The organism is Epibacterium sp. ABV4_022, assembly GCF_056159345.1.
The window spans coordinates 2,503,594-2,526,255 of the sequence record NZ_JBSWVA010000001.1; the positions used below are offsets into that span (position 1 = coordinate 2,503,594).

The 22,662-nt window shown below is 62.6% G+C and carries 25 protein-coding genes; 14 read left to right on the forward strand and 11 right to left on the reverse strand.

Annotated elements, in window-relative coordinates; genetic code table 11:
• Positions 1–130 precede the first annotated feature (130 nt).
• Positions 131–1,468 (reverse strand): helix-turn-helix domain-containing protein, encoded by a 1,338-nt coding sequence (locus ACXAF5_RS11795; RefSeq protein ID WP_474946724.1) that lies wholly within the window; start codon positions 1,466–1,468, stop codon positions 131–133.
• 238 nt (positions 1,469–1,706) lie between these two features.
• On the opposite strand from ACXAF5_RS11795, the gene ACXAF5_RS11800 reads away from it, so the two are divergent.
• Positions 1,707–3,053 (forward strand): substrate-binding protein, encoded by a 1,347-nt coding sequence (locus ACXAF5_RS11800; protein ID WP_474946725.1) that lies wholly within the window; start codon positions 1,707–1,709, stop codon positions 3,051–3,053.
• Between the two features lie 13 nt (positions 3,054–3,066).
• On the opposite strand, the gene ACXAF5_RS11805 is transcribed toward ACXAF5_RS11800, so the two are convergent.
• Complete coding sequence (locus ACXAF5_RS11805; protein WP_239365001.1) at positions 3,067–3,213, reverse strand: hypothetical protein; 147 nt, start codon at positions 3,211–3,213, stop codon at positions 3,067–3,069.
• Here ACXAF5_RS11805 and ACXAF5_RS11810 point away from each other — a divergent pair.
• From ACXAF5_RS11810 to aat, 8 genes are all read left to right on the forward strand, one after another.
• Entirely contained in the window at positions 3,212–4,234 is a 1,023-nt protein-coding gene (locus tag ACXAF5_RS11810) for a branched-chain amino acid ABC transporter permease (RefSeq protein WP_239319457.1), read from the forward strand. The two genes, ACXAF5_RS11805 and ACXAF5_RS11810, sit on opposite strands and share 2 nt — an antisense overlap.
• Positions 4,235–4,238: 4 nt before the next feature.
• Positions 4,239–5,438 carry a branched-chain amino acid ABC transporter permease gene (locus tag ACXAF5_RS11815; protein ID WP_474946726.1) on the forward strand — a complete coding sequence of 400 codons (1,200 nt, stop codon included), beginning with the start codon at positions 4,239–4,241 and terminating at the stop codon, positions 5,436–5,438.
• Positions 5,439–5,448: 10 nt separating this feature from the next.
• Complete coding sequence (locus tag ACXAF5_RS11820; RefSeq protein WP_239319452.1) at positions 5,449–6,204, forward strand: ABC transporter ATP-binding protein; 756 nt, start codon at positions 5,449–5,451, stop codon at positions 6,202–6,204.
• 15 nt (positions 6,205–6,219) lie between these two features.
• Positions 6,220–6,975 carry an ABC transporter ATP-binding protein gene (locus ACXAF5_RS11825; RefSeq protein ID WP_239319449.1) on the forward strand — a complete coding sequence of 252 codons (756 nt, stop codon included), beginning with the start codon at positions 6,220–6,222 and terminating at the stop codon, positions 6,973–6,975.
• Positions 6,976–7,152: 177 nt separating this feature from the next.
• Positions 7,153–7,692 (forward strand): PAS and helix-turn-helix domain-containing protein, encoded by a 540-nt coding sequence (locus ACXAF5_RS11830; RefSeq protein ID WP_239319446.1) that lies wholly within the window; start codon positions 7,153–7,155, stop codon positions 7,690–7,692.
• A gap of 173 nt (positions 7,693–7,865) precedes the next feature.
• Complete coding sequence (gene accB, locus ACXAF5_RS11835) at positions 7,866–8,363, forward strand: acetyl-CoA carboxylase biotin carboxyl carrier protein (RefSeq protein ID WP_474946727.1); 498 nt, start codon at positions 7,866–7,868, stop codon at positions 8,361–8,363.
• A 9-nt stretch (positions 8,364–8,372) separates the two neighbouring features.
• A complete protein-coding gene (gene accC / locus ACXAF5_RS11840) occupies positions 8,373–9,716 on the forward strand; it encodes an acetyl-CoA carboxylase biotin carboxylase subunit (protein WP_239319440.1) in 1,344 nt (447 codons plus the stop codon).
• 68 nt (positions 9,717–9,784) lie between these two features.
• Positions 9,785–10,417 (forward strand): leucyl/phenylalanyl-tRNA--protein transferase, encoded by a 633-nt coding sequence (aat, locus tag ACXAF5_RS11845; protein WP_474946728.1) that lies wholly within the window; start codon positions 9,785–9,787, stop codon positions 10,415–10,417.
• On the opposite strand, the gene ACXAF5_RS11850 is transcribed toward aat, so the two are convergent.
• From ACXAF5_RS11850 to ACXAF5_RS11890, 9 genes are all read right to left on the reverse strand, one after another.
• A complete protein-coding gene (locus tag ACXAF5_RS11850) occupies positions 10,381–10,818 on the reverse strand; it encodes a DUF2155 domain-containing protein (protein WP_239319437.1) in 438 nt (145 codons plus the stop codon). The two genes, aat and ACXAF5_RS11850, sit on opposite strands and share 37 nt — an antisense overlap.
• Positions 10,818–11,276 (reverse strand): outer membrane lipid asymmetry maintenance protein MlaD, encoded by a 459-nt coding sequence (gene mlaD / locus ACXAF5_RS11855; protein WP_239319434.1) that lies wholly within the window; start codon positions 11,274–11,276, stop codon positions 10,818–10,820. Before mlaD ends, ACXAF5_RS11850 begins: the two co-directional genes overlap by 1 nt.
• 93 nt (positions 11,277–11,369) lie before the next feature.
• Complete coding sequence (locus ACXAF5_RS11860; protein ID WP_239319433.1) at positions 11,370–11,756, reverse strand: NADH:ubiquinone oxidoreductase subunit NDUFA12; 387 nt, start codon at positions 11,754–11,756, stop codon at positions 11,370–11,372.
• Positions 11,757–11,877: 121 nt separating this feature from the next.
• Positions 11,878–12,279 carry a glyoxalase superfamily protein gene (locus ACXAF5_RS11865; protein ID WP_474946729.1) on the reverse strand — a complete coding sequence of 134 codons (402 nt, stop codon included), beginning with the start codon at positions 12,277–12,279 and terminating at the stop codon, positions 11,878–11,880.
• Between the two features lie 9 nt (positions 12,280–12,288).
• Entirely contained in the window at positions 12,289–12,654 is a 366-nt protein-coding gene (locus ACXAF5_RS11870) for a RidA family protein (protein WP_474946730.1), read from the reverse strand.
• A gap of 104 nt (positions 12,655–12,758) precedes the next feature.
• Positions 12,759–13,466, reverse strand: coding sequence for a dienelactone hydrolase family protein (locus ACXAF5_RS11875; RefSeq protein ID WP_474946731.1), 708 nt, complete (start codon positions 13,464–13,466; stop codon positions 12,759–12,761).
• A 63-nt stretch (positions 13,467–13,529) separates the two neighbouring features.
• The gene (locus ACXAF5_RS11880; RefSeq protein WP_474946732.1) at positions 13,530–14,042 is read right to left on the reverse strand and encodes a hypothetical protein; all 513 of its coding nucleotides are present in this window, start codon (positions 14,040–14,042) and stop codon (positions 13,530–13,532) included.
• Positions 14,043–14,069: 27 nt separating this feature from the next.
• Positions 14,070–15,335 (reverse strand): ATP-dependent Clp protease ATP-binding subunit ClpX, encoded by a 1,266-nt coding sequence (gene clpX / locus ACXAF5_RS11885; RefSeq protein WP_474946733.1) that lies wholly within the window; start codon positions 15,333–15,335, stop codon positions 14,070–14,072.
• Positions 15,336–15,489: 154 nt separating this feature from the next.
• A complete protein-coding gene (locus ACXAF5_RS11890) occupies positions 15,490–16,122 on the reverse strand; it encodes an ATP-dependent Clp protease proteolytic subunit (RefSeq protein WP_474946734.1) in 633 nt (210 codons plus the stop codon).
• A 427-nt stretch (positions 16,123–16,549) separates the two neighbouring features.
• Here ACXAF5_RS11890 and ACXAF5_RS11895 point away from each other — a divergent pair, with 427 nt between their 5' ends.
• The 5 genes from ACXAF5_RS11895 (at position 16,550) to ACXAF5_RS11915 (ending at position 22,645) form a co-directional block, all read left to right on the forward strand.
• On the forward strand, positions 16,550–17,557 hold the full coding sequence (locus tag ACXAF5_RS11895; protein ID WP_239319421.1) for a GlxA family transcriptional regulator: 1,008 nt from the start codon (positions 16,550–16,552) through the stop codon (positions 17,555–17,557).
• A 121-nt stretch (positions 17,558–17,678) separates the two neighbouring features.
• On the forward strand, positions 17,679–18,173 hold the full coding sequence (locus tag ACXAF5_RS11900; RefSeq protein WP_474946735.1) for a DUF302 domain-containing protein: 495 nt from the start codon (positions 17,679–17,681) through the stop codon (positions 18,171–18,173).
• A 43-nt stretch (positions 18,174–18,216) separates the two neighbouring features.
• On the forward strand, positions 18,217–19,830 hold the full coding sequence (locus ACXAF5_RS11905) for a thiamine pyrophosphate-binding protein (RefSeq protein ID WP_474946736.1): 1,614 nt from the start codon (positions 18,217–18,219) through the stop codon (positions 19,828–19,830).
• Entirely contained in the window at positions 19,817–21,016 is a 1,200-nt protein-coding gene (locus tag ACXAF5_RS11910) for a CaiB/BaiF CoA transferase family protein (protein ID WP_474946737.1), read from the forward strand. The genes ACXAF5_RS11905 and ACXAF5_RS11910 overlap by 14 nt, the downstream gene beginning before the upstream one ends.
• A 264-nt stretch (positions 21,017–21,280) precedes the next feature.
• A complete protein-coding gene (locus ACXAF5_RS11915; RefSeq protein ID WP_474946738.1) occupies positions 21,281–22,645 on the forward strand; it encodes a tetratricopeptide repeat protein in 1,365 nt (454 codons plus the stop codon).
• The last annotated feature ends 17 nt before the right edge of the window (positions 22,646–22,662 follow it).

Consider the following 22,662-nt stretch of genomic DNA (forward strand, 5'->3'; position numbering starts at 1 on the left):
GTCCCTCTTGTCCTCCCCCATGCACCACGCCGGTATCCGGTTCCTCCGGGTGCGGAGCGATCTTTGCATGAAACCAAAGCCGCTGTCACCCGGCAGTTACACAGGCCCGCCCCTGGATGCGCTGCTGCCGCTAGTCCAGCACCACCTGTTCGCCGCCCTGAGCCGGGCGCAGGATGGACGGTTCGCGCCGCGCCGCGCAGCTGCGGCGCACGCAGATCCGGCAACTGGCGCCCACCGGGCGCGACTCCGCTGCCGGTTCGGAAGGCTGGGCCTCCACCGAGGGCAGGATCAACATCACGGCGCGCAACACCGGGTCGCTGTCAAAGGCCACCGGCTGCGCCGTCCAGGAAATCGCAAAACAATCGCTGTCCCGCGCGGCGCGGCCCTGTTGGTGGACGCGGCGCCGGATTGGCACGCCCGGTTGCGACAGGGCCGTGAACAATGGCCACAGAGGACAGGAGGCCCCAAAACGCGGCAGCGAGAACCCCGGCACCGGCTTGCGGAACAGGATCGAACCGGAGGCATCGCAGACCACCAGCCCGGTGGGCTGGCCCAGCACCTCCTCCGGCAGGGCGGCCAGCCGACGCAACACCCGATGCACCGGGACGCCGAATTCGCGCGCCAACACGCCGGGCAGCAGACCGCAGCGCGCCAGCGCTTCTCGCAGGATCTCAAGCGGCATGTCGCGCGCGTCTGCCTCGTAATCCGCCAGCGCCGCAGCCGCCAGTTTCCGCGCCGCGCGACTGTCCAGCTCTGCCGCCCGATCAGCCAGTTCGCCCGCCGTCGCCGTGCGCGCCTCCAGTTCGGGAAAGTGGAACCCGCGGGCGGTAAAGAAAGCCTCGACCTCCTCCTGCGGTATCCCGCGGCGTTCGGTGCCCTGATCGCTGTCATCGAGGAACCGCACCAGCGCGCGGCTGCTGTCCGCCAGTCGCTGGGCGTCCTCGTCGAGGTTCTTGTGGAACCGGTCGCGCCATTCCGCCTCCAGCTCGCCCGGCTCCGCCAGGATCGCAGCCGTCGAGCGGATCGCGGCGGCGGTGGAGAGCACCTCGTGCAGCGACGCCGCCAGATGCGGGTCATGGGTCAGCCGATCCGATAGTGATCGCACCGTGCGCTCCAGAGCGCCGATCCGGCCGTGGGTCTCCGTCAGCACCTCCGCCCAGCCGGGAAAGCGGCCGGCGAACTCGTCGACACGGTCCAGTTCCACCGCCGGAGTGCGCGCATCCGCTGCCGCCTCGCGCAGCGCGGCGACCAGCGCGGCCTCCACCCCTTCGGTCAGAAGCGACGGCTCCACCCCCAGCGCCTGCGCCAGCGCCACAAGCAGCTTGCCGCCGATTCTGCGGCGGTTGTGTTCGATCAGATTGAGGTAGGAAGCCGAGATCCCCACGTCGCGCGCCAGATCCGCCTGGCGCATCCCCAGCATCAGCCGCCGCTCTCGGATACGGCTCCCGGTCATACTGTCTGCCACCATCGGTCGACCTCCTCTTGCAAAAGCGGGACTTTTCAAGGGCTTTCTGCACGGCAGAATAAGAAAATTTACCGCAACACATGATTTACTGTACACTTCTTTACAGAAAAACCACGCAAAACAAGGGTTTTATTGCGCAGATTTACAATGCACGCCCATACTCGTTTTGCACAATGCTGCAAGGGGACGCGCGAAAGTGAGGAGTCGCGCCTCGCCTTTTTCATCCTAGGGAGGAAACTAAATGTCCAAGACAGACCTAAGCCGTCGTGGCCTGCTCAGAACCGGTGCCGTGACAAGCGCCGGGCTGGCGCTGCCGACGATCTTCACCGCGCAGAGCGCCTCGGCCTTCACCAATGATCCGACCGGCGGCACCGTCACCCTCGGCTTCAACGTGCCGCAGACCGGCCCCTACGCGGACGAGGGCGCCGACGAGCTGCGCGCCTACCAGCTGGCGGTCGAGCACCTGAACGGCGAAGGCGACGGCGGCATGCTGAACACCTTCAGCTCCAAGGCGCTCGAAGGCAGCGGCATCCTGGGCAAGAAGGTCGAATATGTCACCGGCGACACCCAGACCAAATCCGATGCGGCGCGCGCCTCTGCGAAGTCGATGATCGAAAAAGACGGCGCCATCATGATCACCGGCGGGTCGTCCTCCGGCGTGGCGATCGCGGTGCAGGGCCTCTGCCAGGAGGCGGGCGTCATCTTCATGGCGGGCCTGACGCACTCGAACGACACCACCGGTAAAGACAAGAAAGCCAATGGCTTCCGTCACTTCTTTAACGCCTATATGTCCGGCGCAGCGCTGGCGCCGGTGCTGAAGAACCTCTATGGCGATGACCGCAAGGCCTATCACCTGACCGCCGACTACACCTGGGGCTGGACCCAGGAAGAATCCATCAAGGCCGCCACCGAGGCACTGGGTTGGGAAACCGTGAACACGGTAAAAACCCCGCTGGCGGCGACCGACTTCTCCTCCTACATCGCACCGGTTCTGAACTCCGGTGCCGATGTGCTGGTTCTGAACCACTACGGCGGCAACATGGTCAACTCGCTGACCAACGCCGTGCAGTTCGGCCTGCGCGAAAAGGAAGTGAACGGCAAGAACTTTGAGATCGTGGTGCCGCTCTACTCCCGCCTGATGGCAAAAGGTGCCGGGGCCAACGTGAAAGGCATTCACGGGTCCACCAACTGGCACTGGTCGCTGCAGGACGAAGGCTCCAAGGCCTTCGTGCGGTCCTTCGGCACCAAATACGGCTTCCCGCCCTCGCAGGCTGCGCATACCTGCTACGTGCAGACGCTGCTCTATGCGGATGCGGTGCAGCGTGCCGGGTCGTTCAACCCCTGCGCCGTGGCCGAAGCGCTCGAAGATTTCGAGTTCGACGGCATGGGCAACGGCAAGACGCTCTATCGCGGCGCGGATCACCAGTGCTTCAAGGACGTTCTTGTGGTGCGCGGGAAAGAAAACCCGACCTCCGAGTTCGACCTGCTTGAGGTCGTCGAGGTCACCCCGCGCGAGCAGGTGGAATACGCAGCCGACCACCCGATGTTTGCGGGCGGCAACCTGGGCTCCTGTAACCCGGGCGCATAACGCGAGAGCTACATCAGCGGTCGGGCGCGCCAGACGCGCCTGACCATCCCTCTCCCGCACAGCTTTGGTCCACCTGACACGCGCCCCGACGGCCATCGGGCGTGACCAGCTGTTGCAACCCGAAACCAGCCACCCAGACGAACCGGAAGGTGGGGATCATGGACGCATTCCTTCTGCAAATCCTAAACGGGCTCGACAAGGGCTCTGCCTATGCGCTGATCGCGCTCGGGCTTACACTCATTTTTGGCACGCTCGGCGTCGTGAACTTCGCCCATGGGGCGCTGTTCATGATCGGTGCCTTCTGCGCGGTGACGCTGCAGAAGATCTTCAGCCTCAGCTTTGAGACGGTCGACCCCGACAAGACCGACTTTCTCGGCAATCCGCTGAAGGTCAAAACCCCCTATGTCGAGAGCTGGTTCGGACCGGATCTGGGCGGCGCCATCATCGACTGGTCGGTGCCGCTGGCGATCCTGTTTGCGATCCCGATCATGATCGCCGTCGGCTTCATCATGGAGCGCGGGCTGATCAAGCATTTCTACAAGCGCCCCCATGCGGACCAGATCCTGGTGACCTTCGGCCTTGCCATCGTGCTGCAAGAGGTCATCAAGTATTTCTACGGCGCCAACCCGATCCCGACACCCGCACCGGATGCGCTCAATGGCGTGGCCAACCTCGGCGCGGTGATCGGCATGGACATCATCTATCCGGTCTGGCGCATCGTCTACTTCTGCTTTGCCTGCCTCATCATCGGCGCGGTCTTTGCCTTCCTGCAGTTCACCACCTTCGGGATGGTGGTCCGGGCTGGCATGGCGGATCGCGAGACCGTCGGTCTCCTCGGCATCAACATCGACCGCCGCTTTACCATCATGTTTGGCATCGCGGCCGCCGTCGCAGGACTTGCGGGCGTCATGTACACGCCGATCAATTCACCCAACTATCACATGGGCATGGACTTTCTGGTGCTGTCCTTCGTGGTGGTGGTTGTTGGCGGCATGGGCTCCCTGCCCGGCGCGGTTCTTGCGGGCTTTGTGCTCGGCGTGCTTGAGAGCTTTGCTTCGATGGAATGGGCGATCAGCCTCATTCCCGGCATCAACCAGATCATCATCTACCTCGTCGCAATCGTCATCCTTCTGGTCCGCCCACGCGGCCTGATGGGACGCAAAGGCGTGATGGAGGACTAAGACCATGTTCGGACTAGACAAAAGAGACACTACACTGCTTCTGATCGTGGCTGGACTTACGATCTTTGCTCCCTTCATCCTGAACCCCTTCCCGACCGACAGCGGCCTGGCGCAGTTCAACGCCGGCTATCCGGACCTGATGCAGCGCTTCGTGATCTTCGGGATCTTTGCCATCGGGTTCAACATCCTCTTTGGCCTGACCGGATACCTCTCCTTTGGCCATGCGGCCTTTCTCGGGGTGGGCTCCTACTCGGCGGTCTGGATGTTCAAACTGCTCAGCATGAATGTGCTGCCAGCCATTATCCTCAGCGTCATCATCGCGGGCCTGTTTGCCCTGGTGATCGGCTACGTCAGCCTGCGACGCTCGGGCATCTACTTCTCGATCCTGACGCTGGCCTTCGCGCAGATGTCCTTCAGCCTCGCCTATTCGGTGCTGACACCGATCACCAATGGCGAGACCGGCCTGCAACTGACGCTGGATGACCCGCGGGTTCTGGGGCAGACGGCAACGGCGGATGGGTCGATCCCGGTGACCAACCTCTTTGGCCTCGAGATGCGCGGCACCTACGAGATGGCGATGGGCCCCTGGGCGTTCCAGTTCAACATGGGCTACTACCTCTGCGCGCTGGTGCTGATCGCGGCCTTCTACCTGTCGATCCGCATCTTCCGCTCGCCCTTTGGCATGATGCTGCGGGCGGTGAAATCGAACCAGCAGCGGATGAACTACACTGGCCTCAACTCCAAACCCTACACGCTGGCGGCCTTTGTGATCTCCGGCATGTATGCCGGGCTTGCCGGTGGCCTGATGGCGTCGATGGACCCGCTGGCCGGTGCGGAGCGGATGCAGTGGACGGCCTCTGGCGAAGTGGTGCTGATGACCATCCTCGGCGGCGCAGGCACCCTGATCGGACCCGTGCTGGGCGCGGGCTTCATCAAGTACTTCGAGAACATCTTCTCCAAGATCAACAGCAACGTGCTGCACAGCTGGTTCAGCTTCCTGCCAGACGGACTTGAGGATTTCATCGTCTTCATCATCTACCCGTTCATCGGCAAGGGCTGGCACCTGACCCTCGGCATCCTGTTCATGCTGGTGGTGATCTACCTGCCCGGTGGTCTGGTCGAAGGCGGACAGCGCTTCGGTGGCTGGTTCAAGGGGCGCAAGAAATCTGACGCCCGCCAAAGCGAAACCAACCCCGCGGAATAAGGAGAGAGACATGGGAATTCTCGAAGTCAAAAACGTGGGCAAACGCTTTGGCGGCCTGCAAGCGCTGTCGGATGTGAATCTCTCGGTCAAGGAGAACTCGGTTCACGCCATCATCGGTCCCAACGGCGCGGGCAAGTCGACCCTGCTGAACTGCCTTGTGGGCAAGCTGATCCCCGACACCGGATCGGTGATGTTCGATGGTCAGTCGGTGCTGGGCCGGGCGCCCTACGAAATCAACCAGATGGGCATTTCCCGCGTGTTCCAGACGCCTGAAATCTTTGGCGATCTGACGGTGTTGGAAAACATGATGATCCCCTGCCTGGCCAAGCGTGACGGGGCATTCGAGCTGAACGCCATCGCCTCGGTGCTGTCGCAGAAGGACATCATGGACAAGGCCGAGCACATGCTGGAAGAGATGAACATGGCCGACAAGCGGCACATGCATGCGGCCTCGCTGTCGCGCGGGGACAAGCGACGGCTGGAAATCGGCATGTGCCTCAGCCAGGAGCCGCGCCTGCTGCTGCTGGACGAACCCACCGCAGGCATGGCACGCGCCGATACCAACAATACCATCGACCTGCTGAAACAGATCTCGGAAGAGCGCAACATCACCATCGCCATCATCGAGCACGACATGCATGTGGTGTTCTCGCTCGCAAACCGGATCACCGTGCTCGCGCAGGGGACACCTCTGGTGGAAGACGACCCCGAGAACATTCGCGGCAATCCAAAGGTCCGCGAAGCCTACCTCGGCGAAACCGCGTAACAAGGGGACAGAGATATGAACGTCAAACCTGATTTCTCCAAAGGTGTGAACCAGGCGGCCACGGCTCCGGCCTTTCTGTCGGTCTGGGACGTCCATGCCTATTATGGCGAGAGCTATATCGTGCAGGGCATCAATTTCAACGTCCATGAAGGCGAGATCCTCGCGCTTCTGGGCCGCAACGGCGCCGGCAAGACCTCGACCCTGCGGTCGATCGCCCGCACCGGCTCGCCCATGGTCACGCGCGGCGAGATCTGGCTCGACCACCAGCCGCTGCATCTGATGGAGAGCCACGAAGCCGCCGCCGCCGGCCTGGGGCTGGTGCCCGAGGACCGCCGCATCATCCCCGGCCTCACCGTCGAGGAAAACCTCGAGCTGGCACAGATCGCACCGCCCATCGGCTGGTCGATCGAACGCCTTTATGAGTTGTTCCCACGTCTGGGCGAACGCCGCAAGCAGGAGGGCGTGACCCTCTCCGGCGGCGAACAGCAGATGCTGGCGATCGCCCGGGCGCTGGCCCGTGACATCAAGGTGCTCCTGCTCGACGAACCCTACGAGGGCCTCGCGCCGGTGATCGTGGACGAGATCGAAAAGACCCTCATCCACATCAAGGAACAGGGCATGACGACGATTCTGGTGGAACAGAATGCGGTGCGGGCGCTGCAACTGGCGGATCGCGCCGTGATCCTGGATACCGGCGGCATCGTCTTTGACGGCACCGCCGCCGAAGTGCTGGAAAACGAGGAACTGCGCTCGGAATACCTCGCGATCTGATCTCTAAAGGACCCTCCCCGTCGCACGGCCATGGACAGCCGCGCGCACCTCACCGGCCGGGCCGCATCAGGCGCCCGGCCGTTTTTTGCTGTTTGGCGGCTGCGCCCTGCCCGCCCCCGTGGTGCGGCGATGCAGAGGGGCGTTCCCTTTGCGCCGCGTCCGGCGTAAAACCGGCACATGTCTGATCCCGCCTTCGAATTCGCTCCCGTTGGTCTCGCCGTGCTGGAGCATCGCGTCATCAAGCGCTGCAACCTGCAATTCGCCGAAACCTTTGGCGGTGATCCCGCCGAGCTGTGCGACCTCCCGATCGCCGCGCTCTACCCCAGCCCGGAGGATTATCATCGCATCGGTGAACTCCTGCAGATGCCCGAAGCCCAGAGCGGGGTCTACAATGATGAGCGCATCATGCGGCGTTGCTGTGGTGCGCTGTTCTGGTGCCGGGTGCGGGGCCGCTCCACCAGCCGCAGCGATCAGCCCTTTCAAACCGGCGTCTGGTCGTTTGCCGATCTTTCGGAGGAACGCCCTGTTGTCAGCCTGACCCCGCGCGAGCGCGACGTGGCGATCCTGACCTGCCGGGGATTGTCCGCCAAGGAGATCGGGCTGAAGCTGGGCCTGTCCTACCGCACGGTAGAGACTCACCGGGCGCGACTGCTGGACAAATTCGGCGCGCGCAAGCTGCCCGAACTGGTGGCCAAACTCAGCGGCATGCCGCTCTGAGCGCCCCCGGAACCGGAATATTCCCCTGCAAAAACCATTGAAACCGGATACGTTCGCCCTCATCTTGGGCCGCGATCAAGTACGCTTTCCTTATGGTCAGCTATGGCATATAAGGCCGAAAATTTCCGCCCCGGAAGCCTTCGGGGCCAGACAGGACCCTGCCGAGGAACAAAATGACAAATAAATCTCACGAAGCAGATGTGGCGTTCATCAAGGCTCTGGCTGAGCTTTTGCGCGAGAACGACCTGACCGAACTTCAGGTCAAGCGTGACTATGCCGAGGATGACAGCCTGAACGTGCGCGTCTCCCGTCATATCCCCGCCGCCCCCGCACCGGTACAGGTCGCCGCAGCGGCCCCCACACCGGCAGCCGCCGCTGCCCCCGCAGCCGCGGCCCCTGCCGCCGCCGCAGAGGTTGCGGAAGATCCCGCCAGCCACCCTGGTGCCGTGACCTCGCCGATGGTGGGCACCGCCTATCTGGCGCCGGAACCGGGTGCTGCAGCCTTCACCTCCGTGGGTCAGCAGGTCAGCGAAGGCGACACCCTGTTGATCGTCGAGGCGATGAAGACCATGAATCACATCCCGGCGCCCAAATCCGGCACCGTGAAACGCATCCTGGTCGAGGACGGCGCCGCGGTCGAGTTCGGCTCTCCGCTTGTCATCGTCGAGTAAGGCGGTCCCATGTTTGACAAAATCCTGATTGCCAACCGGGGTGAGATCGCGCTGCGCGTGATCCGTGCCTGCCGCGAGATGGGCATCCAGTCCGTCGCGGTGCACTCCACCGCCGATGCCGACGCGATGCATGTGCGCATGGCGGATGAATCCATCTGTATCGGCCCGCCCTCCGGCACCCAAAGCTACCTGTCGATCCCCGCCATCATCTCCGCCTGCGAGATTTCCGGCGCCCAGGCGATCCACCCGGGCTATGGCTTCCTGTCGGAGAACGCCAACTTCGTTCAGATCGTCGAAGATCACGGCATCACCTTTATCGGCCCCTCTGCCGAGCATATCCGCCAGATGGGTGACAAGATCACCGCAAAGGATACCGCAAAGGCGCTTGGCATCCCCTGTGTGCCCGGCTCCGACGGGGGCGTGCCCGACGTGGAGACCGCCAAAACGGTGGCCGCCGACATGGGTTATCCGGTCATCATCAAGGCCACCGCCGGTGGTGGTGGTCGCGGCATGAAAGTGGCGCAGACCGAGTCCGAACTGGTCCATGCGTTCCAGACCGCCCGCTCCGAGGCCAAGGCCGCCTTTGGCAATGACGAAGTCTATATGGAGAAATACCTCCAGCGTCCGCGCCACATCGAGATCCAGGTCTTTGGCGACGGCCAGGGCGGCGGCGTCCATCTGGGCGAGCGCGACTGCTCCTTGCAGCGCCGCCACCAGAAAGTGTTCGAAGAGGCCCCCGGCCCCTGCATCTCTGAGGAAGAGCGCGCCAAGATCGGCAAGATCTGCGCCGACGCCATCGGCAAGATGGGCTACTCCGGCGCGGGCACTGTCGAGTTCCTCTATGAAGACGGCGAGTTCTACTTCATCGAGATGAACACCCGCCTGCAGGTGGAACACCCGGTGACCGAGGCCATCTTTGGTGTCGATCTGGTGCGTGAACAGATCCGCGTGGCCTCCGGCCTGCCGCTGTCCTTCAGCCAGGACGATCTGACCATCAACGGTCACGCCATCGAGGTGCGCATCAACGCCGAGAAACTGCCGAACTTCTCCCCCTGCCCGGGCAAGATCACCGCATACCACGCCCCCGGCGGCCTTGGTGTGCGGATGGATTCGGCGCTTTATGACGGCTATTCGATCCCGCCCTACTATGACAGCCTGATCGGCAAGCTGATCGTGCATGGTCGCGACCGGGACGAGGCGCTGGCGCGTCTCAGCCGTTCGCTGGGCGAGTTGATCGTGGACGGGATCGACACCACGGTGCCGCTGTTCCACGCGCTCCTGCAGGAAAAGGACGTCCAGACCGGTGACTACAATATTCACTGGCTGGAAAAATGGCTCGACGCCAATCTGTGATACTGACCTGACGACAGGGGCGGCAGGTTCTTCTGCTGCCCCTGTCCTATTGTGCTAGGCTCTTTCTCATGACGCTCAGCGCTGATCTTCTACTGCATGCCTATGCCAGCGGCGTCTTTCCCATGGCGGAGAGCCGCGACGACCCGGAGGTGTTCTGGGTCGATCCCAAGCGCCGTGGCATCCTGCCGCTTGACGGGTTCCGGATCTCGCGCTCGTTGGGCAAACGCCTGCGCCGCGATGATTACCAGATCTCCGTCAACCGGGATTTTGCAGGTGTGGTGCGCGGCTGCTCGGATCGCGAGGAGACCTGGATCAACGAGGAGATCTTTGACCGCTATCTGGAATTGCATGTGATGGGTTTTGCCCATTCCGTCGAAGTCTGGATCGAAGGCGATCTTGCGGGCGGGGTCTACGGTGTTTCGCTGGGCGCGGCATTCTTTGGCGAAAGCATGTTCTCGCGCCGGCGCGATGCCTCGAAAATCGCGCTGGCCTATCTGGTGGATCGTCTCAACGCCGGTGGCTACCGCCTGTGCGACACCCAGTTCATCACGCCGCATCTGGCGTCGCTTGGAGGCCAGGAAATCGCACGTGGACGCTATCGCCGGATGCTGGCTGAGGCGCTGCAGCTCTCTGCGGATTTTCTAACGCCCGAAATTCCGTCGCCTCAGACACTTTTGCAGCGCAGGACCCAAACGTCGTAGCGGCGGTGATCCAGCGCATTGAGCGCCGGGCTGGAGGCGATCATCCAGCCATCAAAGAACACCCGTCCATCCTGCGGATCGCGAATGCTGAGAAACGCATAGGCATCGCCCGTGGGGTTTTCCGCCGGGTAGCGGCATTCACGCAGTGTGACCAGCAGGCCAAAGATCTCGACCGATCCACCACTGCGTACCTCGACGTCAATGCTCTTGCCATTGACCTTGTCGAGACCGCGCAGGCTGACGAGATTGCCTGTTTCTGCCTCGACCCGCTCGACACGCTCGCGGTTTTCGGGCACCAGCGGCGCGACCGGCGCCGGGGCCAGTTCCTCAACAGAAATCGACTGCGCCGCAACACCAGTTGCCGCGCACAGGCTCAGGGCACATAGAACAGCTCTCAGCATCAGGATCCTTCGTCGCCCCCGCTGCCGGAGACGAACTTGACCAGAAGCGAAATCAGGCTCACGGCGCCCTGGGTGTCGACGATCTCGTCACCGGGCTCCAGGTTGAACGGCGATCCGCCTGGCATCACCTCGACAAAATTGCCGCCCAGCAAGCCTTCGGAGGCAATCACGATCGCGCTGTCGTCGGGGATCATGATGTTCTGATCGACCGAAAACGTGGTGTCGGCGCGAAAGGTCTCTGCGTTCAGCGCCACATTCGTGACGGTGCCGATCTTCACGCCCGCCAGGCGCACATCGGTGCCGACGCTCACCCCTTCCAGAGAGCGAAAGGAGGCGGTCAGCGGATAGCTGTCACCGCCACGGGACAGTCCCGCCGCCTGTGCCGCGTAGAAGGCAAAACCGGCCGCGACAACAAGCACGAGCCCGCCGGTCATAACTTCGGTGGTGGAATGGGTCATGAAAAATCCTGCCTTTTGGCCAGATCGGAAAAGATCCCTCGCCGTCAAACGGACGAACGATCAGAGAAGTGCTGCATCGGGCGAACCCTGCGGTTATTCGGGGCTCCAGGCCTCGTAGTCGCTGCGTTCCTTCGGAGCGCCCCCGGCCCGTAAAGACCCCGCCGGGGCATAGGCCATGACGGTCCCGGTCAGGTTTTCCTGATGCGGCTTTTCCCAGGGCTTGTGCTTCAGCGGCTTTTCGCTCGGCACCTCGTCATAGGTGCGGTGCAGCCAGCCGTGCCAATCGGCGCTGACGCGCGAGGCTTCCGCCTCACCATTGAAAATCACCCAGCGGCGGCTGTCATCGGCGTTGCGGTAAAACACATTGCCCTGATCGTCCTCCCCGACCTTTTCCCCCTTGCGGCGGGTATAGATCAGAGTGTTCAGGGTGGCGCCGTTCCACCAGGTCACGGCCTGCAATAGCGAATTCAGGATTCCCATGGGTTCCTCCGAAGATCTCGCCTCCGATATGGCGCATTCTGGACCCGAGGTCCAGTGGTTCAGCCCGCGGTGGTGAATACACGGCAGGAAATGGCGATTTCAGCACCAGGATCCGGCCCGATCAGCCGGATTTCTGGGTCTCGCTGTGCTGCTCACAGAACCGCAACCGGTTGCCAAACGGATCGAGGACGGTGATTTGCAGCCCCCAGGGCATCGCGTCCAACGCCGGTTTCACGCCCCGAAACCGCTTGTCGCCCAGTTCCTGATGCAAACTCATCGCGCCGCTCATCGGCACAAAGCAGGTAGACCCAGGCGTGGCATCCCCGTGATGTTCCGTCAGATGCAGCAGGCAATCGGCACGGGAAATCTGCATGTAGACCGGGTGATCTTCCTCGGCACGATATTCCCAATCCGCGACAAACCCCAGATAATCGAGATAAAAGGCCCGCGCCTGTTCGAGATCAAAAATGCGCAAGACCGGAATGGCCGGGCGAATGTGCGCCGAAACATCTGTCAGTGTCATGTGCCCCTCCTAAGCCGAAGGCGCCAGCGCGGTGACCTCGATCTCGATCCGGAACTTCGGGTCGATCAGGTTGCATTCAATCATGGTGGCCGCGGGCGGGTTCGCGCCGAACGCCTCGGACAAGAGCGGCCAGCAGGGTTCGAACTCACGCGCCTCCGGCAGGTAGTAGTTCACCCGCACGACATCGGCAAAGCTGGCGCCGGCCTTGGTCAGGGCGGTCTCGATGGTGACAAGCGCCGAACGGCATTGCTCCACCACGTCATCGCCCTGCCCCACGGTGCCCGCGACATGAACAAAACCGCCCGCCACAACGGCACGGCAATAGCCGATTTTTGCTTCGTACTCTCCGCCGGAAGAGATGCGTTTGATGCTCATTTCTGTTCGCTCCCACTTCGTGTCCCGAAATGCTAAGCCAAGTGCAGGACAGCCGGAATTGCGTTCTGCTCAACCCCGGTATGCATGTGCCTCTGCGATTGCGATCACAGCATCTCGGCGAAGAACTGCGTCAGAGCACGCCAGGCCCGCGCGCTGGCGCGTTCGCTATACTGCATGCCGCCCTTGGGGTTCCGGGCGTTGGGATTGGTAAACGCATGCCCGGTGTGGCCAAAGCCCAGCACCTGCCAATCGCGGCAATGGGCGTTCAACTCCTCCGCCAACTGGCTCAGGGCCTCGGGCGGTGCCAGCGGGTCGTCCCAGCCATGCAGCACCAGCACCGCAGGGCGGATCTCCTCGGTGCGGAAATTCGGCCGATCATAGACGCCATGCAGCGGCACGCAGGCCCGGATATCCGCCCCGCAGCGCGCCAGGTCCAGCACCGCCTTGCCGCCGAGACAATAGCCCATCGCCCCGATGCGTCCGGCGTCCACCTGCGGCAGCTCCTTTGCGGCCTCAAGGGCGGCCACCATGCGACGCGCCAACACCTTGCGGTCCGAGGTCACGGTCGCCATCAGCGCCTGCGCCTCTTCCGGCGTTTCCACCCGGATCCCATTTCCGTAGTAATCAACGGCGAGCGCAACATAGCCAAGTGCCGCCAGCTCCTCCGCCCGTGAACGCTCAAAATCGCTGAGCCCGCCAAAGGCTGGCGCGATCAGGACACAGGGCGCAGGTGTCGCGATGCCGTCATCCCAGACCAGATGGCCGATGAACCTGTCGACGCCATCGCTGTACCGGAATGCTTCGCTTTTCATCAGAACCTCTCGATCTCGACATGTCACGCGTCAAGGGAATGAGGTTCGCATTTGACGGTGGCGTCAATCCCCAAATCGGATGCGCGCGGCCAACCTCTGGCGTGGCGCATAGATGTAGAGTGTTTCTCCGACTGGATCCCGATCAAACCAGCTGCCAGCGCTGTCGCGCGCGTGTTTCAACTCAGTATAGAGTTCAGTCGGCCAGTATTTTCCACAAAACTCAAGGGCATCTCGTGTCGTCGCTTTGAGAGGAGGCGCTGGCGTCGGTGACCAATCGCCGCCAAACTGATACTGCCAGCCGAGGTCATTTCGCCACTCTCGCGTGGGTGGCTGATCGGGCACCGGGGCTTGCAATCGCACGATGGCATAAGTGCAGTCCCAGGGCTCTGCGCCGCGCCTGTGCCACTTGCGCGATTGCAGAACCTGCTCCACCGGCAACAGTTCCGAAAACAACTCCTCCGCGTAAACGGGATCTTCGCGCGCACGCAGACGTTCGGGCTGCCCAACCAGAATCCACCATCCGCACCCATAGAAAAAGGCCAACGCCAGCACGACATTGGCCATTCCCTTGAACATAAATTTGTTCACCGGCATCGTACGGGATTACCCGGCGGTGGCCGATTCCTTCTCATCGGCGTGGATCATTAGCGGCTGCGCTTCGGCGCTCACAGCTTCTTCATTGACCACCACCTTGGTGACGCTTTCCATACCCGGCAGGTCAAACATCGTGTCGAGCAGGATGTCCTCCAGGATGGAGCGCAGACCCCGGGCGCCGGTCTTGCGCTCGATCGCCTTCTTGGCAATCGCAGAGAGCGCCTCGTCGGTGAAGTCCAGCTCGGTTTCCTCAAGCTCGAAGAGCCGCTGATACTGTTTGACCAGCGCGTTCTTGGGCTTGGTCAGGATGGTGATCAGCGCATCTTCGTCCAGATCTTCGAGCGTCGCCAGAACCGGCAGACGGCCGACGAATTCCGGGATCAGGCCGAATTTCAGCAGATCCTCGGGTTCCAGATCGCGGAAGGTCTCGCCCACACCGGCATCGCTCTCCTCGCGGACATCCGCGCCAAAGCCCATGGCAGAGCCCTTGCCGCGCTGCTTGATGATCTTGTCGAGACCGGCAAAGGCCCCGCCGCAGATGAACAGGATGTTGGTGGTATCCACTTGCAGGAATTCCTGCTGCGGATGCTTGCGCCCACCCTGCGGCGGCACCGAGGCCACGGTGCCCTCCATCAGCTTCAGCAAGGCCTGCTGCACGCCCTCGCCCGACACGTCGCGGGTGATCGAGGGGTTTTCGGACTTGCGGGTGATCTTGTCGACCTCGTCGATATAGACGATGCCGCGCTGCGCGCGCTCGACGTTGTATTCCGACGCCTGCAACAGCTTCAGGATGATGTTTTCGACGTCTTCGCCCACGTAGCCGGCTTCGGTCAGCGTGGTGGCATCGGCCATGGTGAAGGGCACATCCAGGATGCGCGCCAGCGTCTGTGCCAGCAGCGTCTTGCCGCAGCCGGTGGGGCCGATCAGCAGGATGTTGGATTTCGCCAGCTCGATATCATTGCCCGCCTTCTGGGCATGGTTCAGGCGCTTGTAGTGGTTGTGCACCGCCACCGACAGCACCCGTTTGGCTGTGGCCTGACCAATCACATAGTCGTCCAGCACCTGGCAGATGTCCTTGGGCGTAGGCACGCCGTCGGTCGCCTTCAAGCCGGAGGCCTTGGTCTCCTCGCGGATGATGTCCATGCACAGCTCGACGCATTCATCACAGATGAAAACGGTCGGGCCGGCAATCAGCTTGCGCACCTCATGCTGGCTCTTGCCGCAGAAGCTGCAGTAAAGCGTGTTCTTGCTGTCGCCGCTCGAGTTCGTCGCCATGGTCTACCTTTCCATCCGCCTCGGGGCCAGCGCGTGTCAATTCGCCCCGATGTCCGGCCAGCTTAGGACAGCTCCCAAGCGGCCACAATGTCAAATTGTGCTCCCTTGCACACACATTGGTGTAGGGAGCACAAAGCCCGTGCAAAAAGCGCGGTCAGCTCTCTTCGTCGTCAGCCTTGGCGCGGTTTTCCACGATCTCGTCGATGAGACCGAATTCCTTGGCCTGCTCCGGCGACATGAAGTTGTCACGCTCCAGCGCCTTTTCAATGGTGTCGTAATCCTGACCGGTGTGTTTCACATAGATCTCGTTCAGGCGACGCTTCAGTTTCAGCGTCTCCTCGGCGTGGATCATGATATCGGTCGCCTGCCCCTGATAGCCACCGGAGGGTTGGTGCACCATCACCCGCGAATTCGGCAAGCTGAAGCGCATGCCCGGCTCACCGGCGGTCAGCAGCAGGGAGCCCATGGAGGCGGCCTGCCCGATCACCAGGGTCGAGACCTTCGGCTTGATGTACTGCATGGTGTCATAGATCGACAGACCGGAGGTCACGACGCCACCGGGGCTGTTGATATACATCGAAATCTCTTTCGACGGGTTTTCCGCCTCAAGGTGCAGCAGCTGCGCCACGATCAGCGAAGACATGCCGTCATGCACAGGACCATTGAGGAAGATGATACGCTCCTTCAACAGGCGCGAGAAAATGTCATATGCCCGCTCGCCCCGGCTGGTCTGCTCAACGACCATCGGCACAAGTGTGTTCATGTAGGTTTCTGTTGGATCAATCATTGGACCTGCCTGTCTTTCGGATCATGACGGGCACCATACCCGACAGAGGATTACCCGAGTCTTAGTGCTGCGAAAAATGGGCTGCAAGAGGTCCACCCGCATTTTAGGTGCAGCGCGTCCATACAAAGGCATAGGAGCCTGCGGTGTGGTGTCCCGGTTACATGCGGCTGAATTCGCGGTCACCACATCGTGTGCATCGTCCATGCCGTGTCGCCGGCGCATGTGTCGCCCCGCCGGGGTGCCGCGGCCCCGGCGTTTGTTTCAAGGCACAGATGCCGGGCGGCTTTGTGCCGGTCAGACGCGTGTCGCAATTCGCCGGATCGAGGTCGTTATATCCCGGCACATTTGTGCGCAGCGGGAGTAGCAGATAGGGCAAGAGGCAGATCACACTGCCCGCCCCAGCCCCCTGACCCGCATGGAAACGCTCGTGTCCGAAGACAGTTTTGTTCAGAAAGGCGCTGCCGCCACGCTCTCGATCCCGCACATCGGAGAGCCGCAGGATTTCTATTTCCTGCTGCTGCCCAAGGCCACGATGCTGCCGGTGGCCGCCGCGATCGAACCGTTGCGGATCGCCAATCAGGTCACCAACACAAAACTCTACCGCTGGTACATCATGACCGAGGACGGGGCGCCGCTGCGCTGTTCCAACGGCATGGTGGTGACGCCCGATCTGCCGCTTGGCGCGCTGCCCTCCGATGGCATGGGCTTTGTCTGCGCCGGTGTGGAACCGCAAGAAGCCGCCGGAGAGGTCACGCTCAACTGGTTGCGGCGCGAACATCGCTTCGGCCGCAAGCTGGGCGGGATCTGCACCGGCGCCTTTGCGCTTGCCCAGGCCGGGCTGATCAAGGATCAGCCCTTTACCCTGCACTGGGAGAACCAGCCCGGATTTGTCGAGCGGTTCGAGCACCTGAAGCCCTCGCCCAATATCTACGAGGTCACCAGCACCCTGATGACTTGCGGCGGCGGCAGCGCGGCCACCGACATGATGCTGACGCTGATCGAGGAACGTCACGGCAAACAGCTTGCCATCATTGTCGCCGACATGTGCCTGCACGTGCGCTCCACCTCCGGCGCGGCGCCGCAAAAGTCGAACTACGCGGTCGCCATCGGCAGCCGCAATCAGCGCCTGCTGAGCGCCCTGCAACTGATGCAGGAGTCGATCGAGGAGCCCCTGTCCATCGGTGAACTCTGCACCCAGCTGGACATTTCCCGGCGTCAGCTTGAACGGCTGTTTTCGCGTTATCTCGATCAAAGCCCGATGCATGTCTACTCCGACATGCGCCTCAGCCACGCCTTTGCGTTGATGAATGAAACCTCCATGTCGGTGACCCAGATCGCGCTGGCCTCCGGGTTCAATTCCGCGACGCATTTCTCCCGGCAGTTCAAACGCAAGTTCGGTGCCAGCCCGCATTTCTTTCGCAAGGGCTGGGCCTGACCCGGTTTTGGGCCTGCCCCGGTTTCTCGTGGGATCTGACGCCGACCGCACCGAAATGTGACGAGTATTTCAGCGCATCTGCGCGTACACCCGGGGACAACCCTCATTGAAGGAGCCCCACATGGTCCGCCCCCTCGCCCACCTTAGACGCCTCGGCGCAGGTCTCCTGTTGGCTGCGGCACTCTCCGCGCCGGTTTCGGCGGACATCGCCGCACGCGACGGCTGGGCGATCCATGCCAGCACCAAGGATTACAAGACCCTGCTCGCTGATCTGAAAGCAGCGGTCAAAGCGCAGAACATGGGCGTGGTGACCGAGGCCGGGCCAACGGGCGCCGCCGCTGCCCGCGGCATCACCATTCCCGGCAACCGCGTCGTCGGGGTCTTTGCCAATGACTATGCGGTGCAGATCCTGGAACTCTCCACCGCCGCCATGATCGAGGCGCCCATCCGCTTTTACGTCACCGAAGAGGAGGACGGCACCGCGACGCTCTCCTATAAAACGCCAAGCCATGTCTTTGCCCCCTATGTGCCCGAAGCAGGCGAGAAACTCTCCGCCGTGGCCACGCAGCTCGACGCGGTGTTCGGCGCGATCACCACGGCCGCCCTGCGCGAATGATCCTTTTGACTGCAATTTGACGACAAACTGATACGGACTTCTGATGACCCAATCTCTCCGCGCCGCCGATGTTCTGGCCCGCCGTCTTTATGATGCAGGCTGCCGCCACGCCTTTGGCATGCCCGGCGGCGAAGTACTGACCCTTGTGGACGCGCTCACCCGCGCCGGGATCCGTTTTCACCTCGCCAAACACGAAAACTGCGCCGGGTTCATGGGCGAAGGCGTGCATCATAGCGATGGCGCTCCCGCTATTCTGGTGGCAACACTTGGCCCCGGTGCGCTGAACGGGGTCAATGTGGTGGCCAATGCCCATCAGGACCGGGTGCCGATGCTGGTGCTGACCGGCTGCGTCGATGCGGATGAGGCGCAGACCTACACCCATCAGGTGCTCGACCAGCAGGCGGTTTTTGCACCGATCACCAAGGCCAGCTTCCGCCTTGATGCAGCCGCTGCCGATGTGATCGCCGACAAGGCCGTCGCCATCGCCACCGAGGCCCGACAGGGGCCGGTTCATATCGATGTGCCGATCACGGTGGCCAACGCCCCCGCCACAGAACGCAACATCCGCCGCGCGCCTGCCGGAGCAACCGCGCCTGCGGGTGCAACACTAGCGCAGGCGCATGATTGGCTGAGGGAGGCCGCGCGCCCGCTTGCGGTCATTGGCCTGGATGCGCTGCTGCCCGGTGGCCCGGAGGCGGTCGCGGCCTTTGTCGAGGCCCGCCAGATCCCCTTTGTCACCACCTACAAGGCCAAGGGCATCCAGTCTGAGGATCATCCCCTGTGCCTTGGTGGGGCTGGCCTCTCGCCGCTTGCGGACCGACATCTGCTGCCGATCATCGAGGCCTCGGACCTCATTCTCTGCATCGGCTATGACCCGATCGAGATGCGCACCGGCTGGCGCGACGCCTGGGACGTGGCCCGAACCCGCGTGATCGACATCACACCTGAAACCAACACCCATTACATGCATCAATCCAGCCTGCCGCTGGTGGCCGACATCCCCGCCACGCTGGCAGCCCTCGCGGTTGCACCCCAGCCTGCAACCCTCTGGTCCGGTGGCGAAATCTCTGGCACGCAAAAAGCCCTCGCCGAGGCCTTCCCGCGCTCTGACGACTGGGGCCCGGCGGGCGTGATCGCGCAATGCATCGAAAGCCTGCCCGCCGATACGCTGCTCACCGCCGACAGCGGCGCGCACCGTATTTTGCTCAGCCAGATGTGGCCCTGCACGGAACCGCGCCAACTGGTGCAATCCTCTGGCCTGTGCACCATGGGCTGCGCCCTGCCGCTCGCCATTGGGCGCAAGCTTGCAGATCCTGATCGCACCGTTGTCAGCTTCTCCGGGGATGCGGGGTTCCTGATGGTGGCGGGTGAGTTGGCAACCGCTGCAGAAATGGGGCTTGCGCCGATTTTCGTTGTCTTTGTCGATGCCTCGCTTGCCCTGATTGATCTCAAGCAACGCCAGCGCCAGCTCCCCAATGCGGGGGTGGATTTTGGCCGCCACGACTTCGCCGCCATCGGCCGCGCCTTTGGTGGTGAGGGTCACACAGTCCGCAACCGCAAGGAGCTGAAGGCCGCCCTTGACCTTGCCGTCAAAGCAGAGACATTCACGGTGATCGCCGCTGAAATTGACAAGGAAGCTTACGATGGCCGCATCTGAATTCTCGCCCGCCGCCGCTCTGCCACATGGCGCGCTCAAGGGCGTGAAGGTGCTCGATCTGTCGCGCATCCTCGCAGGCCCCACCGCGACACAGCTCCTGGGCGATCTTGGTGCAGATGTGATCAAGGTGGAAAACCCCTCCACTGGCGGCGACGACACCCGCCAATGGGGCAAGAGCGTCGCAGAAGACGCTGATCTTACGCCCTATTTCATGGCCGCCAACCGCAACAAACGCTCACTCGCGCTTGATATTTCAAAACCCGAAGGACAGGACATCATCCGCCGCCTTGCGGCGCAGGCCGATGTGCTGGTGGAAAACTTCAAACCAGGCGGGCTGGCCAAATACGGGCTGGATTACGCCTCCCTTCGCGAGAGCTGCCCGCGTCTGGTCTATGCGTCCATATCGGGCTACGGCCAGACCGGCCCCAACCGCGAAAAGCCCGGCTATGACCTGATGGCGCAGGGCTATGGTGGCATCATGTCCCTGACCGGCGACCCCGAAGGCACGCCGGTCAAGGTCGGCGTCGGCATCGCGGATGTGATGTGCGGCATGTACGCGACCATCGGCATCCTCTCGGCGCTGCGCCACCGCGACCTCACCGGCGAAGGCCAACAGGTGGAGCTGGCGCTGGTGGACGCGCAGATCGCCTGGCTCATCAATGAGGGGGTAAGCTACCTCAACACCGGCCAAAAACCGCTGCGCCGGGGCAATGAGCATCCCTCGATCATGCCCTATAGCACCTATGAAACCCGCGATGGCCATGTGATCCTCGCGGTGGGCAATGACAGCCAGTTCCGCCGTTTCATGGCGTTCCTTGCGCTTGAAGGGCTGGCGAATGATCCCCGCTTTGCCACCAATCCCGCCCGCCTTGAAAATCGCGGCGCGCTGAATGATATCCTGATCCCCGCAGTCCGGCGCTACAGCACCGGTGAGGTGATCACGGCGATGGAGACGGCAAAGGTCCCGGTCGGCCCGGTAAAAACCCTCGATCAGGTGTTTGAAACCGATCAGGTTGCGGCGCGTGACATGGTGGTGACCATGCAATCAGGTGACACCCCGCTGCGCCTTCTGGGCAATCCGCTCAAATTCTCACGCACCCCGGTGACATACCGCAAATCGCCCCCTATATGCGGCGCAGACAGCGACGAGATTCTCGCCACTGATACGCCTTTTAAGGACGACTGAAATAGACAGGGTTGCTGCGGGCCCGCGGGGCCGTTTCGCAATGTTACAAAACCCGGTGCCACGGCACCCGCGTGCTGCCTCAAACAGCGCAAGCCCGGGTATTTGTGCCGATTTTTGCTCATCTCACCCCGTTTTCATGTCAGTTTCCTGCCGAAACCCACACGCGGCTTCACCAAAGCGCGAGCGGGGGGCGCGCGGTGTAAACCGCTTCGCTAGCATCACTTTTGACATCTTCAGTATTCAGCTTGTGAAAGTGACCCGCCCATGACCCAGGATATCTTCGGACAGGAGTGCAGCCTCACCGATCCCCGCGCGCTCGCGGAATGGAACGGGGCGCAACTGGGCGTGCTCGCCCACGCAGCGCGCACCGCAAACCACCTTGGGGCCGTGCTGGAGGCCGCCCCCGATTTTGCGCTGGGTCAAGCCATCAAGGGGCTGTCGCTCCTAATGCTGGGACGCGCGGAACTGGTGCCCACCGCGCACGAGGCCCTCGCAACCGCAAAAAACGCCTATGAAGGCGCATTGCCGCGTGAACGCAAATATGTGGACGCGCTGGAGGCTTGGGTTGCCGGACATCCCTCACGCGCGATCACCTGCATGGAAGAGGTGCTGACCCACCACCCCTGCGACACGCTGGCGATGAAACTGAGCCACGGCATCCGGTTTATCCTCGGGGATGCGCGCGGCATGCGGGCCTCGGTCGAACGTGTGCTGCCCGCCTATTCCACTGAACACGCAGGTCATGGCTACCTTTTGGGCTGTCACGCCTTTGCGCTGGAGGAAACCGGTGAATATGATCGCGCCGAGATCACCGGGCGTCAGGCGCTCTGGACCGCGCCGGATGACGCCTGGGGCCTACATGCGGTGGCGCATGTGCATGACATGACCGGCAATGCCAAAACCGGCCTCGGCTGGCTCAGCGGGCGCGAGGACGCCTGGGCGCATTGCAACAACTTCCGCTACCACGTCTGGTGGCACAAGGCCCTGATGCATCTGGACCTTGGCCAGATCGACGAGGTGATGCGGCTGTATGACGACGAAGTGCGCAAGGACAAGACCGACGACTACCGCGATATTTCCAACGCCACGTCGCTGCTGATGCGGCTGGAACTGGACGGTGTCAACGTCGGGGATCGCTGGGACGAACTGGCGGACCTCTGCGCCAACCGAACCGAGGATGGCAGCCTGATCTTTGCGGATCTGCACTACCTGCTGGCCCTGGTCGGCGGTGATCGCGCATCGGCGACGAACCGCCTGATCCGGCGGATACACGCCGATGGTGCGCAAGGCTCCACTGAAGCCGCGCAAAGAATGGCCGACCCGGGCTGCAGTGTTGCAAAGGGGCTTGAGGCTTTTGGGGAAGGCGACTACGGCACAGCTTTCGGTTACCTCGCTAAGTCACGGGATTCGTTGCAACTTGCGGGTGGCAGCCACGCCCAGCGGGACGTCTTTGAACGGATGACCATCGACGCGGGCCTGCGGGCAGGCAACTGGACGCAAGCGGAGGCCATCCTTGACGATCGCAAAGCCAAACGCGGGGGCGGCGAAGACAATTACGCGACCACCCGTCGCGCCCTGATTGCATCCGCGCGGAACAACGGCGGGGCCCAGAGCGTTCCGGCGGAGTGATCCTTTAGGAGATTGAA

Bases quoted from the DNA above. Each gene is read 5' to 3' on its own strand.
- ACXAF5_RS11795 (WP_474946724.1), bottom strand. From the start codon at position 1,468: ATGGTGGCAGACAGTATGACCGGGAGCCGTATCCGAGAGCGGCGGCTG.
- ACXAF5_RS11800 (WP_474946725.1), top strand. From the start codon at position 1,707: ATGTCCAAGACAGACCTAAGCCGTCGTGGCCTGCTCAGAACCGGTGCC.
- ACXAF5_RS11810 (WP_239319457.1), top strand. From the start codon at position 3,212: ATGGACGCATTCCTTCTGCAAATCCTAAACGGGCTCGACAAGGGCTCT.
- ACXAF5_RS11805 (WP_239365001.1), bottom strand. From the start codon at position 3,213: ATGATCCCCACCTTCCGGTTCGTCTGGGTGGCTGGTTTCGGGTTGCAA.
- ACXAF5_RS11815 (WP_474946726.1), top strand. From the start codon at position 4,239: ATGTTCGGACTAGACAAAAGAGACACTACACTGCTTCTGATCGTGGCT.
- ACXAF5_RS11820 (WP_239319452.1), top strand. From the start codon at position 5,449: ATGGGAATTCTCGAAGTCAAAAACGTGGGCAAACGCTTTGGCGGCCTG.
- ACXAF5_RS11825 (WP_239319449.1), top strand. From the start codon at position 6,220: ATGAACGTCAAACCTGATTTCTCCAAAGGTGTGAACCAGGCGGCCACG.
- ACXAF5_RS11830 (WP_239319446.1), top strand. From the start codon at position 7,153: ATGTCTGATCCCGCCTTCGAATTCGCTCCCGTTGGTCTCGCCGTGCTG.
- accB (WP_474946727.1), top strand. From the start codon at position 7,866: ATGACAAATAAATCTCACGAAGCAGATGTGGCGTTCATCAAGGCTCTG.
- accC (WP_239319440.1), top strand. From the start codon at position 8,373: ATGTTTGACAAAATCCTGATTGCCAACCGGGGTGAGATCGCGCTGCGC.
- aat (WP_474946728.1), top strand. From the start codon at position 9,785: ATGACGCTCAGCGCTGATCTTCTACTGCATGCCTATGCCAGCGGCGTC.
- ACXAF5_RS11850 (WP_239319437.1), bottom strand. From the start codon at position 10,818: ATGCTGAGAGCTGTTCTATGTGCCCTGAGCCTGTGCGCGGCAACTGGT.
- mlaD (WP_239319434.1), bottom strand. From the start codon at position 11,276: ATGACCCATTCCACCACCGAAGTTATGACCGGCGGGCTCGTGCTTGTT.
- ACXAF5_RS11860 (WP_239319433.1), bottom strand. From the start codon at position 11,756: ATGGGAATCCTGAATTCGCTATTGCAGGCCGTGACCTGGTGGAACGGC.
- ACXAF5_RS11865 (WP_474946729.1), bottom strand. From the start codon at position 12,279: ATGACACTGACAGATGTTTCGGCGCACATTCGCCCGGCCATTCCGGTC.
- ACXAF5_RS11870 (WP_474946730.1), bottom strand. From the start codon at position 12,654: ATGAGCATCAAACGCATCTCTTCCGGCGGAGAGTACGAAGCAAAAATC.
- ACXAF5_RS11875 (WP_474946731.1), bottom strand. From the start codon at position 13,466: ATGAAAAGCGAAGCATTCCGGTACAGCGATGGCGTCGACAGGTTCATC.
- ACXAF5_RS11880 (WP_474946732.1), bottom strand. From the start codon at position 14,042: ATGTTCAAGGGAATGGCCAATGTCGTGCTGGCGTTGGCCTTTTTCTAT.
- clpX (WP_474946733.1), bottom strand. From the start codon at position 15,335: ATGGCGACGAACTCGAGCGGCGACAGCAAGAACACGCTTTACTGCAGC.
- ACXAF5_RS11890 (WP_474946734.1), bottom strand. From the start codon at position 16,122: ATGATTGATCCAACAGAAACCTACATGAACACACTTGTGCCGATGGTC.
- ACXAF5_RS11900 (WP_474946735.1), top strand. From the start codon at position 17,679: ATGGTCCGCCCCCTCGCCCACCTTAGACGCCTCGGCGCAGGTCTCCTG.
- ACXAF5_RS11905 (WP_474946736.1), top strand. From the start codon at position 18,217: ATGACCCAATCTCTCCGCGCCGCCGATGTTCTGGCCCGCCGTCTTTAT.
- ACXAF5_RS11910 (WP_474946737.1), top strand. From the start codon at position 19,817: ATGGCCGCATCTGAATTCTCGCCCGCCGCCGCTCTGCCACATGGCGCG.
- ACXAF5_RS11915 (WP_474946738.1), top strand. From the start codon at position 21,281: ATGACCCAGGATATCTTCGGACAGGAGTGCAGCCTCACCGATCCCCGC.